The organism is Novosphingobium sp. JCM 18896, from assembly GCF_025938095.1.
Taxonomy (GTDB): Bacteria; Pseudomonadota; Alphaproteobacteria; order Sphingomonadales; family Sphingomonadaceae; genus Novosphingobium.
Map to the genome: position 1 here is coordinate 21,532 of NZ_JAPCZF010000012.1, position 20,529 is coordinate 42,060.

The 20,529-nt window shown below is 62.4% G+C and carries 18 protein-coding genes; 8 read left to right on the forward strand and 10 right to left on the reverse strand.

Annotated elements, in window-relative coordinates:
* Positions 1 to 80 precede the first annotated feature (80 nt).
* Together OLX23_RS24485 and OLX23_RS24490 are read left to right on the forward strand one after the other, a co-directional pair.
* A complete protein-coding gene (locus OLX23_RS24485; RefSeq protein WP_264447972.1) occupies positions 81 to 1,754 on the forward strand; it encodes a 4Fe-4S binding protein in 1,674 nt (557 codons plus the stop codon).
* Between the two features lie 26 nt (positions 1,755 to 1,780).
* The gene (locus OLX23_RS24490) at positions 1,781 to 4,063 is read left to right on the forward strand and encodes a molybdopterin-dependent oxidoreductase (protein WP_264447973.1); all 2,283 of its coding nucleotides are present in this window, start codon (positions 1,781 to 1,783) and stop codon (positions 4,061 to 4,063) included.
* 60 nt (positions 4,064 to 4,123) lie between these two features.
* On the opposite strand, the gene OLX23_RS24495 is transcribed toward OLX23_RS24490, so the two are convergent.
* Positions 4,124 to 4,855, reverse strand: a complete 732-nt coding sequence (locus OLX23_RS24495) for an enoyl-CoA hydratase/isomerase family protein (protein ID WP_264447974.1) — start codon at positions 4,853 to 4,855, stop codon at positions 4,124 to 4,126.
* Positions 4,856 to 4,967: 112 nt separating this feature from the next.
* Between OLX23_RS24495 and OLX23_RS24500 the strand changes: the two genes are divergently transcribed.
* Positions 4,968 to 6,089, forward strand: a complete 1,122-nt coding sequence (locus OLX23_RS24500) for a hypothetical protein (protein ID WP_264447975.1) — start codon at positions 4,968 to 4,970, stop codon at positions 6,087 to 6,089.
* A 168-nt stretch (positions 6,090 to 6,257) separates the two neighbouring features.
* Here the strand turns inward: OLX23_RS24500 and OLX23_RS24505 are convergent, their stop codons facing one another.
* The 5 genes from OLX23_RS24505 to OLX23_RS24525 are packed head-to-tail and all read right to left on the reverse strand — an operon-like array spanning position 6,258 to position 11,617.
* Positions 6,258 to 7,832: an AMP-binding protein gene (locus OLX23_RS24505; protein ID WP_264447976.1), complete on the reverse strand. Its 1,575-nt coding sequence runs from the start codon at positions 7,830 to 7,832 to the stop codon at positions 6,258 to 6,260.
* Between the two features lie 2 nt (positions 7,833 to 7,834).
* The gene (locus OLX23_RS24510) at positions 7,835 to 8,611 is read right to left on the reverse strand and encodes an SDR family NAD(P)-dependent oxidoreductase (RefSeq protein WP_264447977.1); all 777 of its coding nucleotides are present in this window, start codon (positions 8,609 to 8,611) and stop codon (positions 7,835 to 7,837) included.
* A 1-nt stretch (position 8,612) separates the two neighbouring features.
* Entirely contained in the window at positions 8,613 to 9,944 is a 1,332-nt protein-coding gene (gene hisD / locus OLX23_RS24515) for a histidinol dehydrogenase (protein ID WP_264447978.1), read from the reverse strand.
* Entirely contained in the window at positions 9,944 to 10,447 is a 504-nt protein-coding gene (locus OLX23_RS24520) for a flavin reductase family protein (protein ID WP_264447979.1), read from the reverse strand. Before OLX23_RS24520 ends, hisD begins: the two co-directional genes overlap by 1 nt.
* A gap of 30 nt (positions 10,448 to 10,477) precedes the next feature.
* Positions 10,478 to 11,617 carry an LLM class flavin-dependent oxidoreductase gene (locus OLX23_RS24525; RefSeq protein WP_264447980.1) on the reverse strand — a complete coding sequence of 380 codons (1,140 nt, stop codon included), beginning with the start codon at positions 11,615 to 11,617 and terminating at the stop codon, positions 10,478 to 10,480.
* A gap of 208 nt (positions 11,618 to 11,825) precedes the next feature.
* On the opposite strand from OLX23_RS24525, the gene OLX23_RS24530 reads away from it, so the two are divergent.
* On the forward strand, positions 11,826 to 13,463 hold the full coding sequence (locus OLX23_RS24530; protein ID WP_264447981.1) for a class I adenylate-forming enzyme family protein: 1,638 nt from the start codon (positions 11,826 to 11,828) through the stop codon (positions 13,461 to 13,463).
* Here OLX23_RS24530 and OLX23_RS24535 read toward each other — a convergent pair.
* Together OLX23_RS24535 and OLX23_RS24540 are read right to left on the reverse strand one after the other, a co-directional pair.
* A complete protein-coding gene (locus OLX23_RS24535; RefSeq protein WP_264448033.1) occupies positions 13,456 to 14,124 on the reverse strand; it encodes a TetR/AcrR family transcriptional regulator in 669 nt (222 codons plus the stop codon). The two genes, OLX23_RS24530 and OLX23_RS24535, sit on opposite strands and share 8 nt — an antisense overlap.
* A gap of 55 nt (positions 14,125 to 14,179) precedes the next feature.
* A complete protein-coding gene (locus tag OLX23_RS24540) occupies positions 14,180 to 14,824 on the reverse strand; it encodes a carboxymuconolactone decarboxylase family protein (RefSeq protein ID WP_264447982.1) in 645 nt (214 codons plus the stop codon).
* A 138-nt stretch (positions 14,825 to 14,962) separates the two neighbouring features.
* Here OLX23_RS24540 and OLX23_RS24545 point away from each other — a divergent pair, with 138 nt between their 5' ends.
* The 4 genes from OLX23_RS24545 to OLX23_RS24560 are packed head-to-tail and all read left to right on the forward strand — an operon-like array spanning position 14,963 to position 17,814.
* Entirely contained in the window at positions 14,963 to 15,436 is a 474-nt protein-coding gene (locus tag OLX23_RS24545) for a nuclear transport factor 2 family protein (protein ID WP_264447983.1), read from the forward strand.
* The gene (locus tag OLX23_RS24550; RefSeq protein ID WP_264447984.1) at positions 15,433 to 16,275 is read left to right on the forward strand and encodes an enoyl-CoA hydratase/isomerase family protein; all 843 of its coding nucleotides are present in this window, start codon (positions 15,433 to 15,435) and stop codon (positions 16,273 to 16,275) included. The genes OLX23_RS24545 and OLX23_RS24550 overlap by 4 nt, the downstream gene beginning before the upstream one ends.
* Before the next feature lie 3 nt (positions 16,276 to 16,278).
* Positions 16,279 to 17,049 (forward strand): enoyl-CoA hydratase-related protein, encoded by a 771-nt coding sequence (locus tag OLX23_RS24555; RefSeq protein WP_264447985.1) that lies wholly within the window; start codon positions 16,279 to 16,281, stop codon positions 17,047 to 17,049.
* Positions 17,050 to 17,052: 3 nt separating this feature from the next.
* On the forward strand, positions 17,053 to 17,814 hold the full coding sequence (locus OLX23_RS24560) for a DUF2889 domain-containing protein (protein WP_264447986.1): 762 nt from the start codon (positions 17,053 to 17,055) through the stop codon (positions 17,812 to 17,814).
* Positions 17,815 to 17,821: 7 nt separating this feature from the next.
* Here the strand turns inward: OLX23_RS24560 and ribB are convergent, their stop codons facing one another.
* Positions 17,822 to 18,961 carry a 3,4-dihydroxy-2-butanone-4-phosphate synthase gene (ribB, locus tag OLX23_RS24565; RefSeq protein WP_264447987.1) on the reverse strand — a complete coding sequence of 380 codons (1,140 nt, stop codon included), beginning with the start codon at positions 18,959 to 18,961 and terminating at the stop codon, positions 17,822 to 17,824.
* Positions 18,958 to 20,523: a long-chain-fatty-acid--CoA ligase gene (locus OLX23_RS24570; protein WP_264447988.1), complete on the reverse strand. Its 1,566-nt coding sequence runs from the start codon at positions 20,521 to 20,523 to the stop codon at positions 18,958 to 18,960. Before OLX23_RS24570 ends, ribB begins: the two co-directional genes overlap by 4 nt.
* Positions 20,524 to 20,529 lie beyond the last annotated feature (6 nt).

A 20,529-nucleotide genomic window follows, 5' to 3' on the forward strand; every position in this document is an offset into this window, starting at 1 on the left:
AATGCCGATCGCATCTCATGGAAGTGGGGAACCTGCGTCCCTCGCTTGCAGGGCGATGGTGGCCAGCTGAAGGAAAATGCATGGCCCATGTGATCACCCAGGTGTGCTGCAACGACGGTGCCTGCGTCGACGTTTGCCCCGTGCAATGCATCCGGCCACGGCCGGATGATCCCGAATACAGCAGCGCCGAACAACTCTATATCGATCCGAGCGCCTGCATCGATTGCGGTGTTTGCCAGGAGGCTTGCCCGGTCGGCGCCATCTATGCCGACTACGACTTGCCCGCGAAGTTCGAAGCCTATCCCGCGATCAATGCTGATCATTTTCGCGACAACCCAATAGAGGACTGGTCATTGCCGCCACTTCCGCAGGATCGGGCAATTGTCAGCAAAGGGAATTTGCGGGTCGCGATCATCGGCACGGGACCTTCCGCGTGCTATGCCGCAGCAGAGCTTCTCAAGGTCCCCGGGATCGAGCTCTCGATATTCGAACGCTTGCCGACGCCCTTCGGCCTGGTCCGATCAGGCGTCGCTCCCGACCACCAACAGACGAAGCTTTTCGCCGAGACGTTTGCTGACTTGCTGCATCACCCCGCTGTGCGCTGCTTTTTCAACGTCGAAGTCGGCCGAGATCTCTCGTTGTCGGAAGTCTTGAGCTGCCATCACGCGGTCGTCTATGCCGGCGGCGCTGCCGGCGACAAATCGCTCGGACTGCCCGGGGAGGATCTGCCCGGATCCCATTCCGCGCGCGAATTCGTCGCATGGTACAATGGCCATCCAGATCATGCAGAGGCCTCCTTCGACCTTTCAGGCGAGCGAGCGGTCATCATCGGAAACGGAAACGTCGCGCTCGACGTAGCCCGCATGCTCGCCCAGCCCGTAGCGCGCTATGCGACCACCGACCTTGCCGATCATGCGCGCGAAGCCCTCGAGGGCAGCCTGATCCGTGAGGTCGTCGTTGCCGCGCGTCGCGGCGCGCACGAAGCGGCCTATTCGACAGGCGAACTGCTGGCTCTTTCCCAGTTGGACGACGTGATCTTGACCGGGCGCGCAGGGGATCTGCCTGCCGATGATGCCCCTGTGACGGCGGTGCTTCGTGCAGCTGCGCGTGCGAGTGCAAGGCGCAAATGGGACGCCGTCTGCACATTTTCGAACTCTCGCCCCGGCTCGGCTTCCCGCCGGATCGCCTTGCGCTTTCTTATGAGCCCCATGGAAATCCTTGGATCCGACCGAGTAGAAGCCGTCCGGTTCGCGCGCCATCGACTTGTTCTGGCGGATGGCCAAGTGGCGAGGGAGCCGACGGGCGAGATCGAGACCATCGCGACTAAGCTTGTAATCCGGGCCGCGGGCTATCGCGGGGAGCCAGTACCTGGTCTGCCCTTCGACGACGTGCGCGGTGTGATACCTAACCGCGGCGGGCGAGTTTGGAACTTGAGCGCGGGCGAGCCGCTCGCAGGGCTTTACGTTGCTGGCTGGATCAAGCGGGGACCGAGCGGGCTCATAGGCACCAACCGAGCCTGCTCCCGCGAAACGACGACAGCCCTCCTCGATGATTTTTCGACCGGACGTCTGACGCGCGCGGTAACAACGCCTGATGAGCTCGACGGACTGTTGCGAGCGCGAGGCGTCGCGCCGCTTGATGTCCAGGCGTGGTCGCGCGTCGATGCCGCAGAACGCGCGGCCGGCGCGGCACTGAATCGTCCGCGGAGCAAATTCGTGCGTGTGACGGATATGCTCGCTTCGGCGACAACTTAGTCGCGAAGAGGGAAGGCAACAAGAAGATGAGCCGTCACGACGCCAATATCGCTTACCGCACCTGTCCTTTGTGCGAGGCGACCTGTGGCCTTCGGATCGAGCAGACCCACACCGGAACCCGTGTCACGGGCGACAGCCGCGATCCTATGAGCCGAGGCTACCTTTGTCCCAAGGGTGCTTCACTCGTTCGCTCGGACGAAGATCGGGACAGGATTGAGCAACCCTTGATCCGAGACCGCGCGAGCGGCGAGCGCCGCGCGGCTTCGTGGGAAGAAGCCTTCCATCTGATCGACCGCGCGCTCAAGCCGATCCGCGAGGGGGGCGATCCCGATGCCCTTGCCTTCTATTACGGTTCGGGAATCGCTCACACCATCGCGAACGTTTACTACGGCCTGCTCGCTGGATCGATGCCGACGAACAACCTCTTCGGATCCAGCACGGTCGACCAAGCTCCCAAACAAGTCGCCTGCGCCTTGATGTTCGGACATCCGATGTCGATTCCGATACCCGACATCGACCATGGCGACTATCTTCTGATCCTCGGCGCAAACCCCGCTCAGTCCAATGGCAGTCTGTTCACAGCGCCAGGTCTGGCGAACAGGATTCGGCGCCTGCGGCAACGTGGTGGCCGGGTCGTCGTCGTCGATCCGCGGCGTACCGACACGGCCGAGATCGCCGATGAGCATGTCTTCATCCGCCCCGCGGGGGATGCTCTTTTTCTCGCTGGCATGCTCAATACGCTGTTTGCCGAGCAGCTTGTGAATTTGCGCGAGGCGACGCCGCACGTCGAAAGCCTCGCCGAGCTCCAAAAATGTCTGGAGGCGTTCACGCCCGAACGTGTCGCTCAAGCCTGCGGCGTTCCGGCCCCCACCATACGAAGGCTGGCACGCGATATCGCCGCAGCGCCGTCGGCAGCGGTGTACGGCCGGCTCGGGACGACGACCCAGGAATTCGGCACGCTCGCGAGCTGGATGATCGATCTCGTCAACATCCTGACGGGCAACCTCGATCGCCGCGGCGGAGTGATGTTCCCTCTGGCCGCGGTTGCGCAAGCCAACAGCCGCCTCCTCGGCCGACAGCTTCCACATCGACTGTTTGGTCCCCCTACCCGCGTGCGCGGCGCTCCATCGGTCAGCATCGTGCGGGGTTTCGAACGCCCTGCCGTCACTCTCGCCGAAGAAATCGAGACGCCGGGTCGAGGAAGGATCCGCGCGCTCATTACCGTAGGCGCCAATCCCGTACTCACTAGGCCCAACAGCGCGCGCCTCAAACACGCGCTAACCTCGCTGGACTTCATGGTCAGCATCGACCCTTACCTCAATGAGACGACGCGGTTCGCCGACGTCCTACTGCCGTCGCCGCCCGATCTCGCAAAGGAGCATTATCCGGCGACCTACATGCAATGGTCGACACGCAATCAGGCACGATGGACGCCGCGCAGTCGCCCGTTGCGTGAGAACGAAAGATGCGATTCCGAAATATACCTGCGCCTGGCCAACATCCTTCGCGGCGCGGGTGCGGATGCCGACCCGTGGGACCTCGATCAGTCCTACGTCGAGAGCTTGGTCGACGAAGCCATCTCGCAGGAGGGGCATCGTCTGTTTGGCCGCGCCCGGGACGACATTCTGGCGCAGCTAGGTCCGCGGCGTGGGGTACAGCGCATTCTCGACTTCTATCTGCGATCGGGCCCTTATGGCGACGCCTTCGAATCCGGCCGCGACGGCTTGACGTTCACGGCGCTCGAGAACGCTACCCATGGGATCGATCTTGGTCCGCTGCAACCGCGTCTGCCCGAGATACTATCAACGCCCAGCGGCAAGATCGAACTCGCCCCCGATGTCCTGGTCGACGATCTTGCCCGTCTTTCCGAGGCGCTCGACCGGCATGTCGATGGGCTGCTCCTCGTGGGGCGCAGGCACATGCGTTCCAACAACTCATGGATGCACAACGTGGATTCGCTGATGCGCGGCAAGGATCGCTGCACCCTGCAGATCAATCCCGTCGATGCGGCGATGCGAGGGGTGGAATCGGGGGATATCGCCAGGGTCAGCAATGATCTGGGCGAGCTTTTGATCGAGGTGGAGGAAACCGAGACGATCATGCCCGGCGTGATCAGCATACCTCATGGATTTGGCCATGACGATCCCGAAACGCGCATGGACAGGGCCAAGCTCAGGCCCGGTGGCAATGTAAACCTGCTCGTTCCCGACGATGGTTGTGACCCGCTTTCGGGCAACGCGATCCTCAGCGGGGTGGAAGTGGAAGTGACCCTCGCCGCACCTGTGCCTCATTCGAGCACCGGCTCCTGAAGGCGCATAAGATCTTGGTGGCCGGCGCCGCTCGTGGATGACCGTGCCGTCGCCCGGCCATCAGCGTCGACCATATTTCGCGATGCCTTCGCACGCCCCCTTAGTTCCAAAGACGTAAGCCAGGCTCGATGTCACGTGCGGCCAGGCCGATGGCTCCTGTGCATTGAGGAAGCGCTTCATTTCGGCCAGCGCGGTGCCGGATCGCTGCGCCATGGTCTTTGCAATGTGGGCAGCTTCTTCGACCGCAAGGCCGGGCGCAACCACCTTGTTGACAAGCCCCGCATGGAGAGCCTCGTCCGCATCCAAGGTTTCGCCGGTGAGCGCCATGTACTTGATAACGTGAAGGCTAACATGGCTGCTGCCCCTGACGAGCCCCGGACCAGGCATAAAGCCGGCTTTGATCTCTGGCAGGCCGAAGCGCGAGGTCGAATCCGCAATAACTATATCTGCCATCATGGTTAGTTCGCAGCCACCTCCCAGTACATATCCGTGCACCGCCGCTATCACCGGCTTCGTACAGGCTTCCACTGCGATCATTGCGCTATTGATTGAGGTCATTACACGGTGGCGGTCCTCGGCGTCGGCTAAGTCTCCGAACGAGGTGATATCGGCGCCCGTGCAAAAGCTCGGCCCCTTTCCTTTCAGGATGACCGCCGCGGCTGACGCATCGGCGATTGCTCGCGCGATCAGATCAGGCAGAGCCTGCCACGCATCAAGTCGCAAAGCGTTGTGCTTTTCCGGCCGGTTCAATGTCAGCCAGGCCGCCCCTTCGCGTATCTCATAGTCGATCAATGCCAGCGCTCCCTTCGCCGTCAGCGATGCTATCGCTCCAGCCATCAGTCAACATTAATGTTGATAGAATGCCCCCGGCTGGTAAGAGGAGATGCGATATAGGGGAATGACGATGAAACGTGTGCTTCTCATTGGTGGATCGGCCGCCACAGGCCGGGCGATCATCGAGGAGCTACACGCGCGCCAGTGCCAGGTGACCATTTACAATCGAGGGCGCCACAATGCCGATCTCGACGCCCGCGACATAGAATTTATCATTGGCGACCCGCACTTTCGGGAGTCGATCGAAGCCAACCTGTCCGGGCGCGAGTGGGATATCGCCATCGCCACCTATGGGCGCACCCGATACCTTGCCGAGGCTCTGGCTGGGCGCTGCGGCCACTTCATAGGTATCAGCGGGACGCCGGTTTGCCGAACCGATTTGGGCTCGCCGACCCGGGAAACCGATCCTCCGGTCCGCCCCGACGGCGCGCCGGCAAGCATGCTGGGCATCATCCCCCGGATCGTCGAGACGGAAAGGCGCATTCTCGATCTGGGCGGCGACGACGCGTTCGCATCGACCATCGTAAGATATCCCTACGTTTACGGCCCCCACTCGCTCGTTCCCATGGAATGGCATGTCATGAAACGTGTCCTGGACGGTCGCACCCGCTGGGCCTTGCCCGATGGCGGCCTCTTCATGACAGGCCGCTGCGCCTCGGCCAACGCGGCAGCGCTGATCGGATCGGTCATCGACAATCGCGAAGTGGCAAACGGGAAGATCTATCACGCGGCCGATCAACGCCAATTCACCCAGCGCGAATGGGTGAGTTTGATCGCGGGGCTTCTGGGCCACGAGTTTGAGTTCGTTGACCTGCCGCCGAGCATTGCAGCGCTTGGCAGTTCTGCCGTTCCCCTGTCGGGAGAAATGCTGTTCAGTCACAGCAAGCAAGACCTGGCGGCTGGCAGGCTGCGCCACAATCAGCCCTCTCCCCTTCGCGCACAGGTGGAGCTTGGATACCAAGAGGCCGTCGATCCAATCGAATGGATACAGCGCACCGTCGAATACTGGCAATCGCATCCCTATGAGATCGACGCGACCGGCTCGGGTCCGCTCACAGCGCAGGATTTCGACTATGCGGCCGAAGATGCCTTGCTGGGCTGGTGGGATGACGTCCTGCGAAATCGACCGAGTTTCGGCGAGACCGTCCACCGCGGTCACCCGTATGAGCATCCTAAGACCGCGCGCCCTTGACACCGTAAGCGACCATAGAGGCGATCGGTAGCTCAGCGCAAAATCGGCGCCCCGCCGGGGCCCGCCATCCGCGACCTATCGTGCAAGGCGGCCCCGGGTTGAGCCAGGCCGAACTGGTGCAGCTTCCCGCCCGATCGACCTGACCGTGAAGCCGCCCGCTGCGCGATACTACCGTTTGAGGACGTATCCGGCTTCTTCCCGATCCCAGGTGTCGGGAGTCACTCCCGCTTCGCGAAGTCGATACTTCTCGACCCTGGCCGATGCGGTGCGCGGCAGGCTGTCGACGAACCGAACGTATCGAGGGACAGCGTAGTAGGGCAGATGTTTTTCGCAATGCTCGAGGAGCTCAGCGGGCGCAACCTGCTCGCCCGCCCCTACGAGAACGACCATGACTTCCTGTCCGCTCACATGCGAGTCCACGCCTATTGCGCTCGCCTCGGAGATTGCGGGATGCGCTTCCAGGACCCTTTCGACTTCCCAAGATGAGATATTCTCGCCGCGACGCCTGATCACATCTTTCACGCGATCGACGAAGTACAGCTTGCCCTCGGAGTCACGCCGCCCCCTGTCGCCCGTGTGAAACCAAAGGCCCTTCAAGGCCTCGACCGTGGCCGCCGGATCTCCAAGGTAACGGCTGAACATCACGCCCGGGCGGGTGGGACGAACCACGATCTCGCCCGTCCCACCGGAAGGAAGCGGCCAGCCCAGCTCGTCTTGAATCTCGATCTGATAGTCAGAGCTCGCCACTCCGCAGGAATCGGGCGACCGTTCGCCGAGCCGCGTGCAGCTCACCATGCCAAGTTCTGTCGAGCCATAGGTCTCAACCAGCGGCACGCCGAACCGTTCCTCGAACTGATCCGAGATCTTGTCGGCGGCGCCCGCGCCGTAAGCTCGCGTCACGCAGTGGTCTCGGTCTCCCTGCGTGACCGTTTGGTTCAGCAGTAGTACGGGTATCACGCCCATATAGTTGAAAGCCGTAATCCGCTCGGTCCTGCAGATGTCCCAAAAGGCGCTTGCGGAAAACCGCCGGTGAAGGACCGCTCGCGCGCCGGCGAGCATCGCTGGGTAAATGGTCGTGTAGCGCGCGTTCACATGCGACAGCGGGAAAGCGTTGAAGAGCACGTCATCGTGACCGTAGCCCATCACCTCCCTCACTCCGTGGGCCAGCCAAAACCCGGCACTATGCGGGAGAACCACGCCCTTCGGCGGGCCGGTCGTGCCCGAACTGAAGAGAACTACCGCGGTATCCTCGGCGGCAACGTCCGATGCATAAGGCTCATGGCCCGCTTCGAGGAGGCGAGCCTTCCAGCCTTGAGTTCCGGCGTCGCCGACAACGATGACAGTCTCGAGTTGAGGCAGGCGATCACGAACATGGGAGATACGGTCGAGCAAAGAGGCGTGCACGATAGCAAGTCGGCACGAGCATTTGACCAAGGGATAGACCAGTCCGTCCCCCCTAAGCGCGCTTCCGAGCGGCACCTCGATCGCCCCGTAGCGGGCTATGCCCAACCAGGCTTGAACGGCCTCGGCGCCGTTCTCGAGCATGACTGCGACATGCTCGCTGCGCGCCACGCCCAATTTCGCCAGGAGATGGCAAACCGCATTTGCGCTGCGATCGAGCTCGGCAAAGGTTTGTACTTGCTCCTCGAATGATATGGCGACGCGATCCGGCCAGTCGCGCGCGCGGTCGGCGACAAGATGGGCGATCGTGGGCGGCGGTGCGATGGTCGGGACCTTGGACATGATCAGTCGGCGGTCCAGCCGCCGTCGATCACGAGTGACGTGCCGGTGAGCAAGGCAGCGGCATCCGAGGCCAGGAAAACGGCGGCTCCCATGATATCTTCGACGGTACCCAGCCTGCCGAGCTTTATTTTTTGCAGAACGCTCGCTTTGAACGCCTCATCCTCGAAAAAGGGCTGCGTCATCGGCGTCTCGATGAATGTCGGCGCGATCGTATTGGACCGGATCCCGTAGCGAGCGAGATCGAGCGCAAAGCTCTTGCTCATCCCTTCCATGGCCCATTTGCTGGCACAGTAGAGTGAGCGGTTGAGTCCGCCGACGTGGCCCATCTGGCTGCTCACATGGATCAGGCTGCCCCCCTCGATACCTTCTGCACGCATCCGCCGGACGCAGGCCTGGGCGACGAAGAAGGCGCTCTTAAGATTGAGATCGAGAACCGCATCGTAATCGGCCACGCTGACCTCTGTCATCGGCTTGGGGCGGTTGGTCCCGGCATTGTTGATGAGAACGTGGTAGGCTGGTCTCTCGGCAAAAAAGCAAGTCACCTCGTCGAGATCAGAGACGTCGAGTTTCGCTGCCTCGGCGTTGCCGCCCCCCCGCCGGATGGCCTCCGCCACCGCGGCGATCTCGCTCTCGGAGCGCGCAACCAGCGTCACCTCGGCCCCGGCCTCGGCCAGCGCGGCGGCCATGGCGGCGCCGATCCCGCGCCCCGCGCCGGTGACCAGCGCACGCCGGCGATCGAGGCGGAAGCTGGGCGTTCGCGGCAGCGCGGGGGCGGTCATGTCAGACGGCGGTCAGTTCGCTGGGGCTGGCCGTGCCGGCATAGGGCACGTCGCGGTGGCCGAAGCGGCGCACGCGGACATTGGCCTGCTCGCCGTGGCCGGCGAAGCCTTCGAGCCCGCACAGGCGGCTGCAGTATTCGCCGATCAGCGCTGATGCCTCGTCGGTCAGCACCTTCTGGTAGGTGCAGGTCTTGATGAACTTGCCGACCCACAGCCCGCCCGTATAGCGCGCGGCCTTCTTGGTGGGCAGCGTGTGGTTGGTGCCGATCACCTTGTCGCCGAACGAGACGTTGGTGCGCGCCCCCAGGAACAGCGCGCCGTAGTTGGTCATGGCGTTCAGGAAATAGTCGGGATCGGCGGTCATCACCTGGACGTGCTCGCTGGCGATCTCGTCGGAGATGCGTACCATCTCGGCGTCGTCCTCGGCGACGATGACCTCGCCGTAGACTTCCCAGGCCTTGCGCGCGATGTCGGCCGTGGGCAGCACTTCGAGCAGCTTCTCGATCCACTGCATGGTCTCGCGCGCCAGCTTCTCCGAAGTGGTCAGCAGCACCGCGGGGCTGTCGGGCCCGTGCTCGGCCTGGCCGAGCAGGTCGGTCGCGGCCAGTTCGCCGTCGCAGCCGATCTCGTCGGCGATGACCAGCGTCTCGGTCGGGCCGGCGAACAGGTCGATGCCGACGCGGCCGAACAGCTGGCGCTTGGCCTCGGCGACGAAGGCGTTGCCGGGGCCGACGAGGATGTCGACCGGGGCGATCGACTGGGTGCCGAGGCCCATGGCGGCGACCGCCTGGATGCCGCCGAGGCAATAGATCTCGTCGGCGCCGGCCATGGCCTGCGCGGCGACGATGGCGGGGGCGGGCTTGCCCTGGAACGGCGGGGCGCAGGTGACGACGCGCGGCACGCCGGCGACCTTGGCGGTGATCACCGACATGTGCGCCGAGGCGAGCAGCGGATACTTGCCGCCAGGGACGTAGCAGCCCGCGGCGTTGAGCGGCAGGTTCTTGTGGCCGAGCACCACGCCGGGCAGGGTCTCTACTTCCACGTCCTGCATGCTCGCGCGCTGGATCTGCGCGAAATTGCGCACCTGGGCCTGGGCGAACTCGATGTCCTTGACATCCTGCGGGCTCAGCGTGTCGATGCAGGCCTGGATCTCGGCCGGGGTCAGGCGGTAGGACTCGCGGTCCCACTTGTCGAACCTGATCGACAGGTCGCGCACGGCCGCATCACCGCGCGCCTCGATATCCGCCAGGATCCCCTCCACCGTGTCGCGCACCTGCCGGTTGCTCTCGGCTTTCGCTTCGGCGGTGGCGCCGCGTTTCAGATATGTCGCCATCAAGATTTCCCGAGAGCTTGCGCGGCACAATAGCCGCCGTCCATGTAGATGAGAGGATCGATCTCGCCCGCCAGATGGACCTCGACAACGCGTCCGATAAAGATGCTGTGCGTTCCAAATTCTAGAGCGGTCGCATGGTCGCAAACGATAGCCGCTTGGGCATCCAGCAAATAAGGGATGCCGCTACGGGCTTGTGCCCAACGTCCTGTCTCGAAGCGAGCCTCGCCCTTTAGGACGCCGCTGCACGATCGCGCCATCGCCTCTTGGGAGACATGCAGGATGTTGATGCAGAACGGCGCGCCGGTAGTCAGGACGGGGTGCATCGATGCCGATTTGTTAACGCAGACCAGCATCGAAGGCGGATCGATCGAAAGTTCGCTCACCGCCGTTGCGGCCATGGCGTGCCGCACGCCGTCGTGCTTCGACGTGACGATGACCACAGCCTTAGCCAACCGGCGGAGCGCCAGCCGGAGCTCGGGACCGATCAGTTGCTCTGGGACCATGCCCCCGTCCCTCTCCTGCGCCATCTCGTATTAGACCCAGGTTCCGTCGGCATCCTTGGTCGAGAAGCGAGGCGCGACCTTTGCGATGAACTGTTCGAGTTCTTCCTGGTTCTGTGCCGGCTCGAGATGGCCCTGACCGAACATCAAGAACAGCTCGTTGAAGCCGAGACGATCGTGGGCTTCGCCGATACGGTCCGCGATCTCGTCCGCGGATCCGATCAACACGTTCGGCGGTCGCTGGCCAAGCGGAATGAACCACTCGTCCCAGAACCACATGTGCTCTTCCATGAGCTTGGCCGCGCGATCCTTGTCGTCGGTGAGCATCAAGAAGCCCCCCCAAGCAGACGCATCCGCGCCGGTGACAGTCCGGTCGTTCCTGGCGGCGGTGTCGATATAGCGCTTGTTCAACTGTTCGCAGAAGTCGAGATTGTCCGAGAGTACGATCAGCTTGCCGCCCTCCTCCGCCCAAAAATCAATCGTGCGACCAGAGGCGGCAAAGCCACCGTAGATTGGCGGGTGAGGCTTTTGATAGCAGAGCGGCGCGATGCCGATTTCGCGTACGATCCCGTTCTCGTCCTGCCCCTTGCCGTATTTGGCATAGGCCGGGTGGCCGGCAGAACCACCGTTGGGAGGAAACTCCCAGTTTTCGCCCTTGTGACTGAAGACATCGTTGGTCCAAGCCTTCTTGATCACGCGAACGCCTTCCTCGAAAATCGAGCGATTGCGGGCGTCCTGCTCGTCGCGGGCCTTGACGTTGTCGGGCGTAGTGGCGCTGATGCCTTCCCGCGCCGCATAGCTGTCGACCCAGCGCGCATGGTAGCCACGTGTAAAGCCGCAATAGAGCCGGCCTTGCAGCATGTGGTCGAGCGTGGCGATCTCTTCTGCAACACGAACCGGATTATGCGTGGCCATGGTGTAACCCATGATCCCGGCATGGAGGCGCTTGCTGTGCTGCCCGACGAACAGGCTGAACATCCCAGGATGATTGTTCGCCTCGAAGCCTTCGATTTGAAGATGATGCTCGGGCTGACAATAACCGAAGTAGCCAAGGTCGTCCGCGAGCCGGACATAGTCACGAATCTCGTCCAAAAATCGCTGATAGAGTTCAGGCCGCTGCCCCGCCATACCTTGCTCGATTTCATGGCGACGACCGACAACACCGGTCTGCATTAGGTGAAACTTCATTTTTTGCTTTGCCCTTGCTTGGAATCGGCCTCTCTCGAAGTGCCGTCTGAAGCCGGTGTTCGCGCATAAGGGGTGTCGTGTCAACACTTGTGTTGATAAAAATGCGATCGTCAACTATCGTGTTGACACTAGGTGAGGTGTACCTAGTTTCGATCCTACGGCGCGGACCGCGAACCAGCGCTCATAGGAGGCAATGCTGAGCAAGTTTTATATTGAGGCGACGACCTTGGGGGACCTCTTGGCGCGGGCGGCCGGGCTGGCGCCATCTCGGTATGCGCTTGTCCTGCCCGATGAGCAGATCACCTATGACGAGCTGTTCTCCCGAGCGCAGCGCATCAGCCGCTCCCTGATCGCTCTCGAATTGCCGCAAGGGGCACATGTCGGCCTCATGGCGCCCAACAGCATAGCCTACGTAAGCGCCCTGTTCGGCGTCGCGATGGCAGGATGCGTTGCCGTCCCAATCAATGTCCGCCACAAGGCTACCGAGCTTGCATACATCATTCGCAATGCGGACTTGAGCGCGATCCTGACCAGCCGCGCGGCGGAAGATCCGCTCGACTTCCTGCCTCTGCTCGAAGAAGCGCTGCCTTCTTTGTCCCGTAGCAGCGGCGGTCAGGATCTCGCGCTGAATGAGGCTCCACTTCTTCGGACGGTTGCGCTCTTGCGGGGTAGTGAAGCGCCGACGGCAATGTCGGTTGAAGACTTCGATGCCCTGGCGGAGACGGTTTTAGAGACACAAGTCGCCGAACGCCGTCGCCGGGTTCGCATTCGCGATGTAGCGCTCCTGATTTACACATCGGGCACCACGGCAAATCCGAAAGGATGCATGCTTACGCACGAAGCCTGCGTGCGCGGACCTTACGAGCGCATGCGCGAGCGGTTCTGGGCCGGCGAGCACAGCGTTACCTGGTCGGGGGGGCCGCTTTTCCACATCGGTTCGCTCGGACCATTTATCGGCTCTATCAGCGTCGCTGGCACCTTCCTGACCGATCTGTACTACGAGCCCGGACGCGCACTCGCCCTGATGGCGGCGTACGGTGCGACCGTTGCCTGGCCCTGGTTTCCAGCCATCATACATGGCCTGATCGATCATCCTGATTTCGAAGCAGCCACGCTTGACACGCTGCGGTTTGTAAACGTGATCGGCCCGCCGGATCTCATCACACGCCTTCAGAATCTGCTGCCGCACGCCGAAGTGATCCAGTCGTGCGGCATGACCGAAACGGCCGGTATATTCGCGATCGCGGATGCCGGCGATCCGCTGGAGGTTCGCGTCGCCAGCAACGGCAAGGCGGCACCGGGCGTCGAGATCAAGATCGTCGACCCCGTGGCCGGCGAAACGGTTCCGGACGGCGATCTGGGAGAAATATGGGTTCGCGGCTTCTGCGTCATGGAGGGCTACTGGCGGGATCCGACCAAGACTGCCGAAGCCCTGACCCCCGATGGCTGGCTCCGGACAGGCGACCTCTACAAGCGCCGGCCGGACGGCAACGTCGTCTTTTGTGGTCGCCTCAAGGACATGCTCAAGGTAGGCGGTGAAAACGTCGCGACGGCGGAGCTTGAGGCTTATCTCTGCTCACATCCCGAGATTCGCTTCGCGGAAGTCATAGGCCGACCCGATCCGCGTCTCGACGAGGTCCCTGTAGCGTTCGTCGAGCTCTATCCGGAAAGCGCACTCTCGTCCGAAGACATCGTTGCCTTCTGCCGCGGCCGAATTGCCTCCTACAAGGTTCCTCGCGAGATTTTTATCATGTCCCCTGGCGACTGGCCGATGTCGTTGACGAAGGTCGATAAGCGGGCTTTGCGGGAGCGGTTGGCGGCACTTACTTGACCACGTTCGGCAATGCGGTTGCCATCCCATCCAGGAAGATGCTCATGAAACCGCGGGCGATGGTATCGGCATCGAGCGAGTAGCCCGGTTCGTACCACCGGTGCGTCCAGTTGAACATTCCGAAGAACGCATTGGCGACGAGCCTGACGGGCAGATCCGAACGAAGTTCGCCGCTGCTGACGCCGTTGCGCAGCATCTGCATGACGATGGCTTCCAGTGATCGCATTTTCTGGACGATGTCCTGGGCCCAGGGCGTGGTGCCCGTAGCGACCTGATGCATCTGCTCTTGTATGTAAACGTAGGGGTACGGGTAATTCGCACTGTAGGATTGCATCAATCTTTCGGCGAACCGTGAAATCTTGTCGACCGGCCTTACCGTAATGTCGGCAACCAAAGCCTCGGCATAGGCAAGATTGGTATCTAGGACCGTCTCCACCGCTTCGCGGAAAAGCTCCTCTTTACTGCCCACGTAGTAGTACATCGTCGCACGGTCGAGCCCTGCGGCCGAGGCAATGTCGGCAAGCCGCGCGGCCTTGAAGCCTTTGTCCTTGAAGATACGCGCGGCTATGGCAATGATTTCCGTTCGCTTCGCGGAATATTCTGCGCCGCCATCTGCAAGCGCCAAGGTGCGTCTGCGCGCAATGTTACTTGCTTTGTCCATATCGGGCACGTGCCACATCGGTCCCGGCGAAGGCAAGAGGTTGCGCTGAGGCGCCTTAGCGACAGGGAGGTTCGGGTACGGTCGCCGCGATCGCGAGAGTGCGCGCTATGGCCCTTGTCCCGGCGCCCAGCCTGCGCGCGTTAGAAATGTGCAACCGGGCGCCCGGCGGAAAGACATGCGAGGGTGTGACGTCTGTTGCCAGCGCAATTAGTTCGGTCGTCACCGCAGGCAGGCTCCTCGTGATGAAAGGAAGCGCACAGTAGGCAAAGAACCCTTCGAAGGCTGCGGGCGACAAGCGCAAGAGGGACTCGAGAAATCCAGGGACCTCGCGATCGAAGCGCTGCCAATAGGAGCCCTTGACATGGCGCCGCCAGATCTCTTGCCGCGCGGCATCCAGCGGACCTGCATCGAGAACTCCGGCAGCCAGCCCTTGCTCGAGAATGAGCGGAGCCGTCACCATCAGCGAGTGCACGCCCAGCCCCGAAACGAGCGTGACGACTTCCTGGATCTGCTCGGGCGTCGCGCCGGTCGAGTAGGCGGCCGCAATTGCCTTATCCACCGCCGCCGGATCGAGCGCGGTAACCGATGCCCGCACCCCCAACTCGATCAGAGCCTCGTCCAGCGCGCAAAGGTCCTCTCCGGGTGGGACACCCTCCAAATCGTCCGTGAGCAGGGCTTGCAGAGCGGCAATGGGAATCATCTCGACATCCTTCAGCGGCCACCTTCCCGCGGCAGGACCATCCAGTCAACTATTGTGTTGACTGGATGGTCCTGCCGTCTCATATCGAGCCCCGTCACGAACGCCGACGCGGCGTTGCTGCAAGACGGAAGGATCCCAATGGCTGAAGCTCCCACCGCCACCGAGCTGAGAGAACTACTCGAATCGCGCAAGATCGAACGTGTACTCTTCGACTACGCTCACAACCTGGACATCAATCAGCCCGAAGAGATGACCAAGCTCTTCACCGACGACTGCGTGGTGACTTACGCTCCCAATTTCGGGGCCGAAGGCAAGGACGCCTACCGCGAGACGCTGAACGGCATCGGCACCTACTTTTCGGCCACCACGCACCACGTCTCGAACGTCGTGATCGATTTCATCGACGAGAATACGGCCCAGGTCCGCTCGGTCCTGATGGCCATCCATCGCTACACGCGCGAGCGTCCCGACGGCTGGATGTTCGGCCAGTACCACGACACCATGGTCAAGGGCGACAACGGGCAGTGGCAGTTCAAACGACGCGAGCTGCGCACGACGATGGGCATGGACTACCACGTCAAGACTTCGCACCCGCTGGGCCGGGCTGAATGACGGAGGAACCTTTCTCTTACGCCAACATCACCGTCGATCACTCGGACGCGGTCAGCTGGATTGTGCTGAGCCGGCCCGCTGCCGCCAATGCGCTCACCGCGGAGATGCTCGACGAGTTTTCGGACGCCCTTGGCCGTCTGAAGACGCAGGGCCGTCCGGTTATCGCGATCCGCGGCGAAGGGAAAGGTTTCTGCTCCGGCATGGACCTGGGCCAATACGGGGGACAGTTGGCAGCCGATCCCGTGGCCGACGCCGAACGGCTGAACGCCAACGTCCAGCGCTGGCTTGCAATCTGGGATCACCCCAAACCGGTAATCGCGGCCGTGCACGGATATTGCGCAGGTGTGGCGGCCCAGCTTTGCACCTTCGCGGACATCACGGTGGTTGCCGACGATGTGCGTATCAGCGAGCCTGGCGTCCCTATCGGAGGTGGTTTCATTGCTCCGACATGGGTCGCGCAGGTCGGCGCCAAGCGGGCAAAGGAATTCGCCTTTCTTCCTGGAAACAGCATCGATGGCCACACGGCCGTCGAGTGGGGATGGGCAAACCATTGCGTGGCCGCCAGCAGGCTGATCGACTCCGTCGAAGCGATGGCCGCGCGAATTGCCATGGTCCCGCCCGACGTTCTGCGGGTCAAGAAGCTGTCGATCAACCGCGCCGCCGAAGCTGCCGGCTTCCGCGCGGCTCTTTCGGGCATCGCAGAGATGGATTCGCTGCTTCATCTCGCCCCGTCGGTACTTGCGATCCGCGCGCGGATGTCGGCTGACGGCCTGAAACCGGTCTTGCAGGACTACCGTGGTCCGTCTTCGACCGCGCTAATGAACGAATTCAAGGAGTAGAGCATGGCTGATGTGGATTTCACCGTGGAGGGGCATGTCGCCCGCGTCCATCTCAACAGGCCCCAGGCGCTGAACTCGATTACGCCTGCCATGGACGAGGCGCTGTTCGCCGCCTGGCAGGAGATCAACTCGAATCCCGACATCTGGGTCGCGATCGTCTCGGCCGAAGGAGAGAAGTCCTTCTGCATCGGCGCGGACGTATCGGGCGGCACGGACAGAACCGGAAGGATGGCTCTGGGTGGCGGCCTGACCGGCATTGCGGGTCCTTTGGTCAAGGTCAAGAAGCCCATGATCGCAGCGGTCCAAGGCTTTGCGGTTGGCGGAGGCTTCGAGATCGCAATGTGCTGTGATATTATCGTGGCGGCAGAAACGGCCCAATTCGGCCTTCCAGAAACCAAGGTGGGTATCATCGGCGAGTGCGGGGTCGTCCACCGTGCGATCCGTCAACTGCCGTATCACATAGCCATGGCCGCGATCATGACGGGAGAGCGTATCAAGGCCGAACAGGCTCACACCTACGGTCTCGTGAACGAGGTGGTCTCCTATTCCGATCTGTCGGCCGCGGCCGATCGCTGGGCGGCCAAGATTTGCGCCGCCGCCCCCGGCGCGGTGCAGGCCGCCAAGGATGCGGCTATCAGCCGTCTCGACATGCCGCTTGAAGTCGCGCTCATGACGCGCTTCGAGCCCATCGAAGCCTATCACGGCACCGCCGATCAGCGCGAAGGGCTGGCCGCGGCTTCCGAAAAGCGAAAGCCGGTCTGGACCGGCCGGTAGCTCTTGGCGCTGACACGCTACCCGCTGAATGATGACTACGGCGCCGGCGCCTTCCGGCGCCGCGTCAGACAACGCACGGATACCAACCGCTCCACCGCGATCGTCGACGATAGTCACCATTCGATGTGGGTGCGGCTGCATCATGACGGAGCGGCAGTCACCGGAGTGGAAAGCGCGATGCTGCGGTTTCCCGCAGACACATGCCCCGGCGCGCGCAGCGTCCTCGACGAACTCGTCGGCTATGCAATCTCCACGCCTGCCGGCGATCTCTTCGCGGGCGGAAGGGCTCGCCGCAATTGCACGCACCTGTTCGACCTCGCGGTTCTCGCGTTTCGCTTCATTCGCGATGTTTCCAGCGAGCGGGTCATGGATTTTTTCCTTCCCGATGCGCCCGATGGACAGCAGCGTGCCCAGGCTTACCTGGACGGAGAACGGGTGCTCGACTGGTGGCTTGAGGACGAGGTAATCGTTTCGCCCCCTTCATTTGCCGGATTTGATCTCAACGCGGGCTTCATCTCACGCGTTATGGCGACGCATGTCGGCATCGAACGTGACATGGCTCTCATGATGCAAAAAAGCGTCCACGTGGCGCGCGGCCGCAAGCGAGTAGTAGACCGCCGGCCGGGCCACCCCCTTACCGACGCCATCGACATGCTCGATGCCTGCTACACCTATAGCGAACCGCGCTTCTCGAAGGCGGGCGAATGCGCAGGCTATGTGCGGGACTTCAGCGATGGGGTGACCGAAACGCCCTGGCCGCTTTGAATGAAGTTCAGCTTTCGATAGCTTTGCGGCTGACGACCTCGAGACCGAAGCCCTCCAGCGCCGCGAGTTTCGCATCGCTTGAGGTCAACAATGTCATCGGGCCGACACCGAGATCGAGCAATATCTGAGCACCGATACCATAGTCTCGCTCGCCGTGGCGATCGGAATAGGCCCGTCGTCCTCCAAGCACCCTGCGCGAAACGGACGCCGGATCCGGGTCGCGGATGAAAACTGCGACCCCCGGTCCGTCACCGGCCGCGATCGCTGCAAGCGCGCTCGAAACATAGTTGGGGCGAGCTGCCGACCAGCCCAGAAGGTCCGCGGTAATGTCGACCTGGTGCACCCGCACCAGCGTCTCCCGGTCTCTTTGCGGCACCCCCTTGACCAAGGCCAAGTGTTCTCCGCCGTCAATTATATTGCGGTACACGTGGATCGTCAGGTCCGGGCAATGAATGCTCTCGAAATCCGACGTCGCGACGCGCTCCACCAGACGTTCCGAACGCCGCCGGAACGCGATCAGGTCGGCAATCGTTCCCACCTTAAGCCCATGTCGATCGGCGAATTCGAGCAGTTCGGGCAGACGGCTCATCTCGCCGTCGTCGTTCATGATCTCGCAGATCACACCGGCGGGTGAAAGGCCTGCCAGCCGGGATATGTCTACAGCGGCCTCGGTGTGTCCAGCTCGCACCAGCACCCCACCCTCGCGCGCGACAAGCGGGAACACATGGCCCGGCGTCACTAGGTCCGCCGCGTCCTTGCTCTGATCGATCGCGACGCTGATCGTGCGGGCACGGTCATAAGCCGAGATGCCCGTCGTCACCCCTTCCCGTGCCTCGATCGAGACCGTGAATGCCGTGCCGTGACCGCACTGGTTGTTGGTCGACATCGGCGAAAGCGCGAGCTCTTCGGCACGGCCGGCGGTCAGCGCGAGACAGATGAGGCCGCGCGCGTGCGTCGCCATGAAGTTGATCCGGCTCGGCGTGGCGAATTGCGCAGGGATGATGATATCGCCCTCGTTCTCGCGATCGGCTGCATCGACGAGGATGTATGGTCGCCCTTCCCGCGCATCCTCGATGATCGCCTCGATCGGAGAGACCCCGGCGATGACGCGAGCCTCCTCGGATGGCGCTTGAACCGCATTCATCATGCGATCCTGCGATCCCAGCCTTCCCAGTAAGGCTCGCGCATCTTCGCGCGTAGGACCTTCCCGGACGGATTGCGAATGAGATCGCTCGCAAACGAAACCGAACGCGGGCACTTGAAGCGCGCCAGCCGCTCCCTCGCAAAGGCGATGAGCGTCTCCTCGTCGATCGACCTTCCAGGAACCGGCACGACCACCGCGTGGACCGCCTCGCCCCAACGCGCATCGGGAATCCCGAAGGCCACGGCTTCCCCGACCGCCTCGTGCTCGAGCAGAACCCGCTCGACCTCGGCCGGATAGATGTTCTCGCCGCCCGATACGACCATGTCATTCAGCCGGTCGGTCAGGTAGATGTAGCCATCTTCGACATGCCCCATGTCGCCCGAACGGTACCAGCCATCGGCTCTGAAAATCTCGGCTGTGGCTTCGGGACGTTGCCAGTAGCCGTTCGCGCGCTGCGGGGATTTGACCCAGATCTCACCTTTTTCTCCGGGAGCAACCTCGGCCATCGTCGCGGGATCGACGACGCGGATCTCGGTTCCTGGAACCGGGCGGCCAGCCGAGCGAAGCAAGTGCGGCCGCGCGCCATCGACATGCTCGGCAGGTGTCAACAGGGTCAAACCGAAGCTCAGCTCTGTCGCACCGTACATGCCGTGAAAGACATTGCCCATCGTGGCGACGGCGTCCTTCAAGACCTTTTCCGCGATCGTGGAGCCACCATAGTTTACCACCCGAAGCGATGAGAGGTCCGCTTGACGAACCGCCGGTCTGTCTAGCAGCATCTTGATCACCGCTGGCACGGTCATCAGGTGCGTGACGCCGGATCGTTCGATTTCGGCGATGACCTCGTCAGGATCGAAGTCGCTAAATGCTATGCAATGCGCGCCGTGCGAAAAACACTGCAATGACCAGTTCATGCCTCCGACATGGAAGAGCGGCAGTGCGTTGAGGTGTACCTCGTGAGGATCATCTCCGAACGCAGCTTCAGCCGTTCGTACGAACGAGAAAAGGGACGCGTTGCTCAGCAGAACGCCCTTGGGTCTGCCGGTGGTTCCCGACGTGTAGAGCTGCAGGGCGATTTCATCCGCGGCCGAGGCATAGTGGGTATCCTGATCGGGATATCCCGCAATCCAGTCCTGCAGGTTCTGATAGGGACTGTTGACGCCCTCCAGCGCAATGATCTGATCGACGCCGCCTAGCCTATTCGAAACCGAAGCGATGCCGGCGGCAAACTCATCGGCAACGAAAATAAGCCGGGCTTGCGAGTCCTCGATGATGAAGGCCATCTCATCAGGCGCGAGCCGCCAGTTGACCGCCACCATGACCGCGCCGACCTTGCGGGCTCCAAGAAGGAGAGCGAAGTATTCGGTGCAGTTCTTGGCGATCAGGGCGATCCTGTCGCCGGGCGTTATGCCGGCCGCGAGAAGCGCGCCGGCGATCCGGTTCGAGCGGGTCTGCATCATCCCATAGGTCGTCGTCTCGCCGTCGAACGTCGTCATCGCCGCCGCCGGACGCTCGGCAGCGTGCACTCGCACGATAGCTTCTATCGTTTGCGGTCTGCTTGGCATCCTCTC

Coding starts and splice junctions, on each gene's coding strand:
- OLX23_RS24540 (WP_264447982.1), bottom strand. CDS start 14,824: ATGATTCCCATTGCCGCTCTGCAAGCCCTGCTCACGGACGATTTGGAG.
- hisD (WP_264447978.1), bottom strand. CDS start 9,944: ATGGCGACATATCTGAAACGCGGCGCCACCGCCGAAGCGAAAGCCGAG.
- OLX23_RS24490 (WP_264447973.1), top strand. CDS start 1,781: ATGAGCCGTCACGACGCCAATATCGCTTACCGCACCTGTCCTTTGTGC.
- OLX23_RS24555 (WP_264447985.1), top strand. CDS start 16,279: ATGGCTGATGTGGATTTCACCGTGGAGGGGCATGTCGCCCGCGTCCAT.
- ribB (WP_264447987.1), bottom strand. CDS start 18,961: ATGATGAATGCGGTTCAAGCGCCATCCGAGGAGGCTCGCGTCATCGCC.
- OLX23_RS24525 (WP_264447980.1), bottom strand. CDS start 11,617: ATGCAGACCGGTGTTGTCGGTCGTCGCCATGAAATCGAGCAAGGTATG.
- OLX23_RS24535 (WP_264448033.1), bottom strand. CDS start 14,124: ATGGACAAAGCAAGTAACATTGCGCGCAGACGCACCTTGGCGCTTGCA.
- OLX23_RS24505 (WP_264447976.1), bottom strand. CDS start 7,832: ATGTCCAAGGTCCCGACCATCGCACCGCCGCCCACGATCGCCCATCTT.
- OLX23_RS24520 (WP_264447979.1), bottom strand. CDS start 10,447: ATGGTCCCAGAGCAACTGATCGGTCCCGAGCTCCGGCTGGCGCTCCGC.
- OLX23_RS24485 (WP_264447972.1), top strand. CDS start 81: ATGGCCCATGTGATCACCCAGGTGTGCTGCAACGACGGTGCCTGCGTC.
- OLX23_RS24530 (WP_264447981.1), top strand. CDS start 11,826: ATGCTGAGCAAGTTTTATATTGAGGCGACGACCTTGGGGGACCTCTTG.
- OLX23_RS24510 (WP_264447977.1), bottom strand. CDS start 8,611: ATGACCGCCCCCGCGCTGCCGCGAACGCCCAGCTTCCGCCTCGATCGC.
- OLX23_RS24550 (WP_264447984.1), top strand. CDS start 15,433: ATGACGGAGGAACCTTTCTCTTACGCCAACATCACCGTCGATCACTCG.
- OLX23_RS24545 (WP_264447983.1), top strand. CDS start 14,963: ATGGCTGAAGCTCCCACCGCCACCGAGCTGAGAGAACTACTCGAATCG.
- OLX23_RS24570 (WP_264447988.1), bottom strand. CDS start 20,523: ATGCCAAGCAGACCGCAAACGATAGAAGCTATCGTGCGAGTGCACGCT.
- OLX23_RS24500 (WP_264447975.1), top strand. CDS start 4,968: ATGAAACGTGTGCTTCTCATTGGTGGATCGGCCGCCACAGGCCGGGCG.